This is a genomic window from Sphingobium sp. IP1 (genome assembly GCF_002708645.1).
Lineage (GTDB): Bacteria > Pseudomonadota > Alphaproteobacteria > Sphingomonadales > Sphingomonadaceae > Sphingobium > Sphingobium yanoikuyae.
In genome coordinates this window covers 1-8,100 of sequence record NZ_NOIW01000164.1, presented here as the reverse complement: position 1 = coordinate 8,100, position 8,100 = coordinate 1, and the positions used below count along the sequence as shown (strand labels likewise).

9 protein-coding genes are annotated in these 8,100 nt (G+C 65.5%); 8 read left to right on the top strand and 1 reads right to left on the bottom strand.

The features are described 5' to 3' along the window. Window positions 1-675, top strand: a 675-nt coding sequence (locus CG471_RS28035) for a transposase (RefSeq protein ID WP_143560300.1), incomplete at its 5' end; no start/stop codon positions are given. A 6-nt stretch (window positions 676-681) separates the two neighbouring features. On the opposite strand, the gene CG471_RS28030 is transcribed toward CG471_RS28035, so the two are convergent. After that, entirely contained in the window at window positions 682-1,248 is a 567-nt protein-coding gene (locus CG471_RS28030; RefSeq protein ID WP_004212894.1) for a recombinase family protein, read from the bottom strand. A gap of 232 nt (window positions 1,249-1,480) precedes the next feature. Here CG471_RS28030 and CG471_RS28025 point away from each other — a divergent pair, with 232 nt between their 5' ends. The 7 genes from CG471_RS28025 to CG471_RS27995 all read left to right on the top strand — a co-directional run. Then, on the top strand, window positions 1,481-1,846 hold the full coding sequence (locus CG471_RS28025) for a DUF305 domain-containing protein (protein WP_021224444.1): 366 nt from the start codon (window positions 1,481-1,483) through the stop codon (window positions 1,844-1,846). A 1-nt stretch (window position 1,847) separates the two neighbouring features. After that, window positions 1,848-3,287 carry a YncE family protein gene (locus CG471_RS28020; protein WP_021224443.1) on the top strand — a complete coding sequence of 480 codons (1,440 nt, stop codon included), beginning with the start codon at window positions 1,848-1,850 and terminating at the stop codon, window positions 3,285-3,287. A gap of 1 nt (window position 3,288) precedes the next feature. Further along, entirely contained in the window at window positions 3,289-3,798 is a 510-nt protein-coding gene (locus CG471_RS28015; RefSeq protein ID WP_021224442.1) for an RNA polymerase sigma factor, read from the top strand. After that, window positions 3,795-4,565 (top strand): anti-sigma factor, encoded by a 771-nt coding sequence (locus CG471_RS28010; protein WP_021224441.1) that lies wholly within the window; start codon window positions 3,795-3,797, stop codon window positions 4,563-4,565. Before CG471_RS28015 ends, CG471_RS28010 begins: the two co-directional genes overlap by 4 nt. 337 nt (window positions 4,566-4,902) lie before the next feature. Next, on the top strand, window positions 4,903-5,775 hold the full coding sequence (locus tag CG471_RS28005) for a LysR family transcriptional regulator (protein WP_021224438.1): 873 nt from the start codon (window positions 4,903-4,905) through the stop codon (window positions 5,773-5,775). After that, window positions 5,772-6,923 carry a TDT family transporter gene (locus tag CG471_RS28000; RefSeq protein ID WP_037513249.1) on the top strand — a complete coding sequence of 384 codons (1,152 nt, stop codon included), beginning with the start codon at window positions 5,772-5,774 and terminating at the stop codon, window positions 6,921-6,923. The genes CG471_RS28005 and CG471_RS28000 overlap by 4 nt, the downstream gene beginning before the upstream one ends. Window positions 6,924-7,012: 89 nt before the next feature. Then, window positions 7,013-8,100, top strand: a 1,088-nt coding sequence (locus CG471_RS27995) for a molybdopterin-dependent oxidoreductase (protein WP_257211717.1), incomplete at its 3' end; no start/stop codon positions are given.

Sequence of the window (8,100 nt, the reverse complement as noted above, 5' to 3'; positions counted from 1 at the left end):
ATGCTGGCACGGGCCGACAATCGGTTCGGCTATCGGCCAAAGCGTGTCGCGGCCGACACCGCCTATGGCAGCGCTGCGTTCCTGGCGTTCGTCACCGATCGCGGCACCATCCCGCATATCCCGGTGCTGGAACGATCCGAACAGACCAAGGGCAAATTCCCCCGCGAAGCCTTCCGCTATGAGCGGGAGCAGGACCGCTATGTCTGCCCCGCTGGGAAGATACTGCCCTTTCGCGGTGCCGATCGTCGGGCGGGCTTTCTCCGATACAGCGCCAGTCCTGCCGATTGCCGCGCCTGTCACCTCAAACGGAAATGCACCGCAGGCAGCAACAGGTCGGTCACGCACAGCGAATATGAGGACGTGCGTGAGATGGTGCGCGGCGAGATGCAGACGCCGCTATTCAAGCGGTCGATGCGGCTGCGCCGGGGTGTCGAGCGGGTGTTCGCCGATGCCAAAGGCAAGCGAGGGCTGACCCGCCTGCACCTTCGCGGACTGCGCGGTGCCGAAGAAGAGTTTCTGTTGGGCGCGGCCATTGCCAATCTCGTGCTGTTAGCCCGCACCGACGCAAGACCGGCCCGGAACCGTCGCCCGCCCCCGGTGCCGGAACGCATCGAGCGCATGGCCCGGATCAGCCGTGGCCGGTTCGAGCAATCCTACTACGCGACGATCTTCTGACGCCGGTTAGCCGGGTTCGCGCTCGGCCGCAGGGAAGTGGCGATAGAAGGTAGAACGGCCGACCTGGAGCAGCTTCGCGACCTTCGCCGGTTTGTCGCCAGCCTTGAGCAGCTTGCGGGCGGTATCGAGCATGTCAGGCGTCATGACCGACTTGCGGCCTCCGCCCGTGCCGCCCTTGGCCCGTGCCGCTGCCAAACCGGCAATCGTCCGTTCCTTTATCAGTTCGCGCTCCATCTCCGCGACAGAAGCGAGGATATGGAACAGCAGACGGCCCGATGGGGTTGCCGTGTCGAACCCGTCCGTCAGGGACCGGAAATCAATCTTCCGAGCGGACAAGTCCGCCGCCAGTTCGATCAGGCCCCCGATCGATCGGCCAAGGCGATCGAGCTTCCATATCACCAGCGTGTCACCGGCCCGCACGAAATTGAGAGCTTCGGTCAGACCGGGACGGTTCAGCTTCGCGCCGCTCACCTTGTCGGTGAACAGCTTTTCACAGCCAGCCTTGGTCAGCGCATCGGTTTGTAGCGTCAGGTCCTGGTCGGAGGTCGAGACACGCGCATAACCAACCAGCATGAGTCCCGTTATCCCATCTCAAACAGCGAATTTCGGGACTCATATTTCGGGAACATATTTTGGGAAAGCCCCGGCGGGCATACAGCGGATTTTTGTGTCGGTCACGGTCGTCCCGTTGGAGGTTCCCAATCGGGAAGGCTGATAACCGGCTCACCCATGGAATAAACCCGGACGAGCGTCGTCTATGCTTTCAGGACTGATGCGCCGGAGGCTTATGCGTAGACGATATTGGATGCTCGGTCTGACTGCTTCGGCCCTGCTCACAGGCGCAGTCGCGGCCGCCCCTGCCGGTGGTTACGCCAGCATGGTGGCTGCCGCGATGGACCGGATGATGGCGGGCATGATGGTCAAGCCGTCCGGCAACGTCGACCGCGACTTCGTCACGATGATGCTCCCGCATCATCAGGGTGCGATCGATATGGCAGTGGCGGAGCTGCGCTACGGCCATAACGAGCAGCTCAAGCGCATCGCGCAGGAGATCATCATCGATCAGCAGCAGGAGATTGCCGCTATGAAGTTGGCGATCGGTCAGCCGCTACCGCCTTCGACGCCGGCCCCGACGCAGGGCGGCGACCACCACAGCCCTATGGAGCACTGACATGATCCGGACCATCCTGCGCTCGGCCGCCTTGCTGATGAGCGCCGCACCGGGCCTCGCCATGGCGCAGCAGGCGCCGTGGAACGCCAAGGACATGCCCGTCAGCCACCGCGACCGCGTCTATGCGTCCGAACAATTCTCCAACACGGTGTCGGTGACGGACCCGGCCGACAACCGGCTGCTCGGCGTCATCAAGCTCGGCGATCCGCAGCCGATGAACTTCTCCCCGCTCTACAAGGGACAAGTGCTGGTCCACGGCCTGGGCTTCTCGCCGGACGGGAAGACCTTGGCGGTCGTGTCGATCGGATCGAATGCCGTGTCGTGGATCGACACCGCCACCAACACGGTCAAACACACGACCTATGTCGGGCGCAGTCCGCACGAGGCGTTCTTCACGCCGGACGGAAAGGAGGTCTGGGTCACCGTTCGCGGCGAGGACTATATCGCCGTGCTCGATCCCGCGACGTACAAGGAAACCGGCCGCATCAAGACGCCCGGTGGTCCGGGTATGACGATCTTCTCGCCCGATGGGCGATACGGCTATGTCTGTTCCTCGTTCAATCCGGTGCTGGCCGTGTTCGATGTCGCAACCCACGCACAGGTCGGACAGGTGGCGCAGCCGAGCCCATTCTGCCCCAACATCGCCGCGACGCCGGACGGCAAGCAGGCGTGGTTTACGCTAAAGGACATCGGCAAGACGGTCGCATTCGATGCCAGGCCACCCTTCACAATCCTCAAGGTGCTGGATACCGGGCCGATCACCAATCACGTCAACTTCGCCCGCACGGCCAAGGGGCAGTTCGCCTATGTGACGGTCGGCGGGGAGAATGCGGTGAAGGTGTTCCGCACGTCCGACTTCACGCTGGTGGCAACCATTCCAGTCGGCAAGATGCCGCACGGTGTCTGGCCGTCCGGCGACGGTCGGCGCATCTATGTCGGGCTGGAGAATGCCGATGAGCTGGCCGCGATCGACACCGCTGGCAACACGGTCGTCGCTACCGTGCCGGTCGGACAGGCACCGCAGGCGATCGCCTATGTGCCGAACGCTGTTCCGACAGGCCCCGGCACCGACAATCTCCAGCCGCTCGGCACGGCCGGCAAGGCGTTGCATCTGACTATGGGGCCGATCGGCGGCAAGGGTGCGGCAAGCAGCATCACCCTCTTCGACCAAGGCATCATTCAGGTCGTGCAGAGTGCCGTTACCGGTTTGCAGCCCAAGAAGCCCTACATGCTCGTGCTGACCGCCAACGCGGATGGTAGCGGCGCTGTAGAGCCGCTTGCCAACTTCATGAGCAACCCGGCGGGTGCGGCGATCGTCAACGCGTCGGGTCCGATCCGGCAGATCGTTCAAGGCAGCACCGCGACGCCCCGCCGTTTTCTGGCGGTCGCTGAGGTGGTGAACGGCGCGCCGGGACGCATCGTGCAGGTACAGCGCGACTGACATGGACCCGCTTGCCGCCGCGATCGAGCCCCTGATCCCCGGTCTGCGCCGCTATGCCCGGTCGTGGTTGCGCGATCGGGCAATGGCAGATGACGTGGTGCAGGATTGTCTCGAGCGCGCGGTCGGGCGCTGGCGACAACGACGCGGGGCGGAGGTGCGCCCATGGGTCTATACGATCCTGCACAATCTGTTGGTCGACCATCAGCGGCAGCATAGCCGGCGAGGCACAGCGGTTCCGCTCCACCTCGTGGACGACGCCACGCTCGGCCGTCCGGCCGATCAGGAAACAGGCCTACACCACCGCGACCTGCTGCGCGCCCTTGATGCGTTGCCCGAGGAGCAGCGAACGGTGCTGCTCCTCGTATCGGTCGAGGGCCTGCCCTATGCGGAGGTCGCTGCCGTTGTCGGCGTGCCGCTGGGCACGGTGATGTCGCGCATATCCCGGGCGCGCGACCGACTGGCGACCCTCCTCCGGGAGGGTGAACGGCCGCGATTGAGGAGCGTGCAATGACCAGCCCGATCGGCGAGGACGATCTGGCCGCATGGATCGATGGCAGGCTGTCGCCCGAGCGGCAGCGCCTGGTCGACGCCTATCTTGAAGGCCAGCCGGACCTGCATGCCCGTTTGCGGGAACAGGCGGAGCAGGCGCGAGCCCTTGCATCCCTGTTTGCCCCGATCGCGGATGAACCGATCCCGGCGACGATGCGCGTCGCAGCCATCAGGGGGCGGCAACGTCAGCCGCGATGGCAATTCGCCATCGCCGCGTCACTTCTGCTGGCGGTCGGGTTTGGCGGTGGTTGGTCGAGCGCGAAGTGGAGCGGTGAACCCCGCGCAGGCATCGCGGCGCTGGCCAACGAGGCGAGTGACAATTTCCGTGTCTATGCCGCCGACCGGATACGACCGGCGGAGATCGGTCCGGATCAGCGCGCCATGCTGATCCGATGGACCTCCGCCCGTTTGGGTGAGCGCGTCACCATCCCGGACCTCAGCACAGCCGGCTATCGCTATGGTGGGGGGCGACTGGTCGCGACGCCTCACGGCCCTGCGGCACTGCTCCTCTACGACGGACCGCAAGCGTCGAAACTCGCGGTGCTGACGAGGCCTATGCAGATCGACAAGACTGCGAGCATGACCAGCACGTCCAGCGGGACCATGGGCCGGGTCACATGGGCAGTCGACGGGATCGGCTATAGTGTGGTGGGCGAGCGGCCTGCGGCCGAGCTGCATCCGATTGCCGATGAAGTCCGGCGGCAGGCCGATGCGGCGCTGGTGTCCTGATAGCGCCCTTGCTGCTCCTCAGCGCCGACAGGCACCGGGCGGGCCAGCGCGATCAGGGCTTGCGCTCGGCATCCTTCCTGGCGGCCTCGGCCGGCGTCAGGCGGGCTCGCTCGCGGATGTGGCGTTCCAGCGGCGCGCCGACGAACAGGACGAGCATCGCAAGGATCACCCCGCCAGTGATGAGCGGTCATGGACGATCAAACGTCGCAGGCCCGCCTAACGCTCCAAGTCTTCGAGACCATCGCAGACGAAAGGCTGCCGATCATTCCGATATCCAGATTGGAATGACCATATCAAACGGTTGGTCGTATCGATCTAAGTACGCGATATATGCTGCATGACCCTGGAGCAGCTCAGAATCTTCGTCGGTGTCGCGGAGCGCGAACACGTCACCAAGGCAGCGGAGGTGCTGAACGTCACGCAGTCCGCTGCCTCCGGCGCGATTGCTGCCCTCGAAGCGCGCTACGGGGTTCCTCTGTTTCACCGCGTCGGGCGTGGCATCCAGCTGACCGAAGCAGGCCGCGGCTTTCTGGAGGAAGCGCGCGCGGTGCTGGGGCGGGCAGCGCATGCCGAGACGATGCTGGCGGACTATGCCGGGCTTGCCCGTGGTTCATTGCGGATCGTCGCCAGCCAGACGATCGCGAGCTACTGGTTGCCGGCAAAGCTCGCCGCCTTCCACGAACGCCACCCGCAGATCGCGGTCGAACTGGCGATCGACAACACCGAAGGTGCGGCAGCGCAGGTCCTGAGCGGCGCGGCGGAGCTCGGTTTCGTCGAGGGCGAGGTGGACGAACCGGCGCTCGCCCACTGGCATGTCGGGCGTGATCCGATGGTGCTGGTCGGCCGCGAGGACACCGGGCGCGTCGACGAGGACTGGCTGCGCACTGAACGCTGGATCGTCCGTGAGCTGGGATCGGGTACGCGCTCGACCTTCGAGGACGTGCTGCGAACGCGCGGGTTTGATCCGGCCCAGCTGACGATAGCGATGACGCTGCCGTCCAACGAGGCGGTGCGCACCGCCGTCGAGGCGGGTGCCGGCGTTGCCGTCTTGTCGCGATTGGTCGTCGCGCGCGCGCTCAAGGCCGGTGACCTTGTCGAGCTGCCGCTCGGGCTGCCCGACCGCGCCTTTCACGCGCTGCGCCACAAGGAACGCTATCGCACCCGCGCGGCCGACGCGCTGACGGACCTCATCAAGGAGCAGGTCGCATGACTGCCGACACGCACTCCGTTCTCAGCGGCCTCAAGCCGCTCAGCCGGCTCGATCATCCCCGCGAGATGATTCGTCAGTTCACGCCCAACTGGTTCGCCGCGACGATGGGCACCGGTATCCTCGCGCTCGCGCTGCCGCAGGTGCCCGGCATCGGGCCTTCGCTTAAACCCGTCGGCGAGGTGTTGTGGTTCTTCAATATCGCACTCTTCGCGCTGTTCGCCGGCCTTTATGGCGCGCGCTGGGTGATGTTCGGGCACGAGGCGCGGCGCATCTTCGGGCATAACACCGTGTCGATGTTCATCGGCACCATCCCGATGGGCCTCGCGACGATCATCAACGGCTGCCTCGCCTTCGGCATCGCACGGTTCGGGAATGGCATCGTACCGGTCGCACACGTCCTGTGGTGGATCGACGCCGCCATGTCGCTCGCCTGTGGCGTGCTGATCCCGTACATGATGTTCACCCGTCACGAGCACAGCCTGGACGGCATGACCGCGGTATGGTTGCTGCCGGTCGTCGCTGCCGAAGTGGCGGGCGCCAGCGGCGGGCTGCTCGCGCCGCATCTGGCCGATCCTCACGCGCAGCTCGTCACGCTTGCGACCTCCTATGTGCTGTGGGCCTATTCGGTGCCGGTCGCGTTCGGCATCCTCGCCATCCTCATCCTGCGCATGGCGCTCCACAAACTGCCGCAGGAGAGCATGGCGGCGTCCTCCTGGCTGGCGCTGGGACCGATCGGCACGGGTGCTCTGGGCATGCTGGTGCTCGGGGCGGACGCGCCGGCTATCCTCGCGGCGCACGGGCTGGCCGGTGTCGGTGCCGTCGCGCAAGGGATCGGCGTTGTGGCCGGACTCTGCCTGTGGGGCTTCGGCCTGTGGTGGCTGGCGCTCGCGACGCTCATCACCATCCGCTACTGGCGCGCCGGCGTCCCGTTCAACCTGGGCTGGTGGGGCTATACCTTTCCGCTCGGCGTCTACACCGTCGCCACCTTACGCCTAGGCACGACGCTGAACCTCGGTTTCTTCGGTTTCGTCGGCACGGTGCTGACAGTCGCGCTTGCGGCGATGTGGCTGCTCGTCGGCGCCAAGACGCTGGCCGGCGCATGGCGCGGCAACCTGTTCGTCTCACCCTGCATCGCCACCCCGAACTGATCCGCCATGATGATCGGATCAGTCGGTCCGATCACTTGCGAAACGCCCCTTCGATCCGCCAGCGTGGCTGGCCACAGGAGAGCCTTGTCATGGACAATTTCGACGCCGAACTGCCGAGTGAGACCAGCCGTCGCCGCTTTCTCAGGCATGCCGCGCTCGGTACCGCCGGCCTTGCCGCCGCGCCGGCACTGGCGCAGCAGCTCGTCGACCTGAAGCTGCCTGGCGGCAATGCCGAACGGCCGATGACCAGCGCCTTTCCCGGCAAGGGCAGCATGATCCTCCAGCGTGTCCATCCGCCCTTGCTGGAAACGCCGATGGACGTGTTCGACAAGTCGGTGTTCACGCCCAACGACCAGTTCTTCGTCCGCTGGCACTGGGCCGACATCCCGACCTCGATCGATGTCGAGACTTTCCGCCTCAACGTCTTCGGCCACGTCAACCGACCGCTGTCGATCAGCCTCGCCCAGCTGCTGCGCCTGCCGCGGGTCGAGATGGCGGCGGTCAACCAATGCTCGGGAAACAGCCGTGGGCTGTTCCAGCCACGTGTTGCCGGCGCGCAATGGGGCAACGGCGCGATGGGCAATGCCAAATGGCTCGGTGTGCGCCTGCGCGACGTGCTCGACCTCGCCGGGGTCAAGACAGGCGCGGTGCAGGTGCGCTTCGGTGCGCTCGATCAACCGGTCGTGGCGGGCGCCCCTGACTTTGAGAAGGCGCTCGACATCGACCATGCCCGCGACGGCGAAGTGATGATCGCCTTCGGCATGAACGGCGAGCAGCTGCCGCTCCTCAATGGCTTTCCCTGCCGGCTGATCGTGCCGGGCTGGTACTCGACCTATTGGGTCAAGATGCTGAACTCGATCGAGGTACTGCCCGGCCCCGACGACCAGTATTGGATGGCCAAGGCCTACAAGATCCCCGCGACGCCGGGCGCGAATGTCGCGCCCGGCGCCAGAGACTTCCCGACTGTCCCCATCAACCGCATGATCCCGCGCAGCTGGATGACCAGCCTGCCCGATGGCCAGACGATAGCCTATGAGGCATCGATCCCGGTCGAGGTTGGCGCAAATTCAGCAGCCGCTAACCGGCTGATGGATCGACTGGAATATCTTCAAAGGTTCGATCTTCCGGCGGATTTGCTGGACGGCGTGCCGGCGCATCGTGTGACCCGGCTTCGCCG

Bases quoted from the DNA above. Each gene is read 5' to 3' on its own strand.
- CG471_RS28025 (WP_021224444.1), top strand. From the start codon at position 1,481: ATGCTCGGTCTGACTGCTTCGGCCCTGCTCACAGGCGCAGTCGCGGCC.
- CG471_RS28010 (WP_021224441.1), top strand. From the start codon at position 3,795: ATGACCAGCCCGATCGGCGAGGACGATCTGGCCGCATGGATCGATGGC.
- CG471_RS28030 (WP_004212894.1), bottom strand. From the start codon at position 1,248: ATGCTGGTTGGTTATGCGCGTGTCTCGACCTCCGACCAGGACCTGACG.
- CG471_RS28000 (WP_037513249.1), top strand. From the start codon at position 5,772: ATGACTGCCGACACGCACTCCGTTCTCAGCGGCCTCAAGCCGCTCAGC.
- CG471_RS28020 (WP_021224443.1), top strand. From the start codon at position 1,848: ATGATCCGGACCATCCTGCGCTCGGCCGCCTTGCTGATGAGCGCCGCA.
- CG471_RS28005 (WP_021224438.1), top strand. From the start codon at position 4,903: ATGACCCTGGAGCAGCTCAGAATCTTCGTCGGTGTCGCGGAGCGCGAA.
- CG471_RS28015 (WP_021224442.1), top strand. From the start codon at position 3,289: ATGGACCCGCTTGCCGCCGCGATCGAGCCCCTGATCCCCGGTCTGCGC.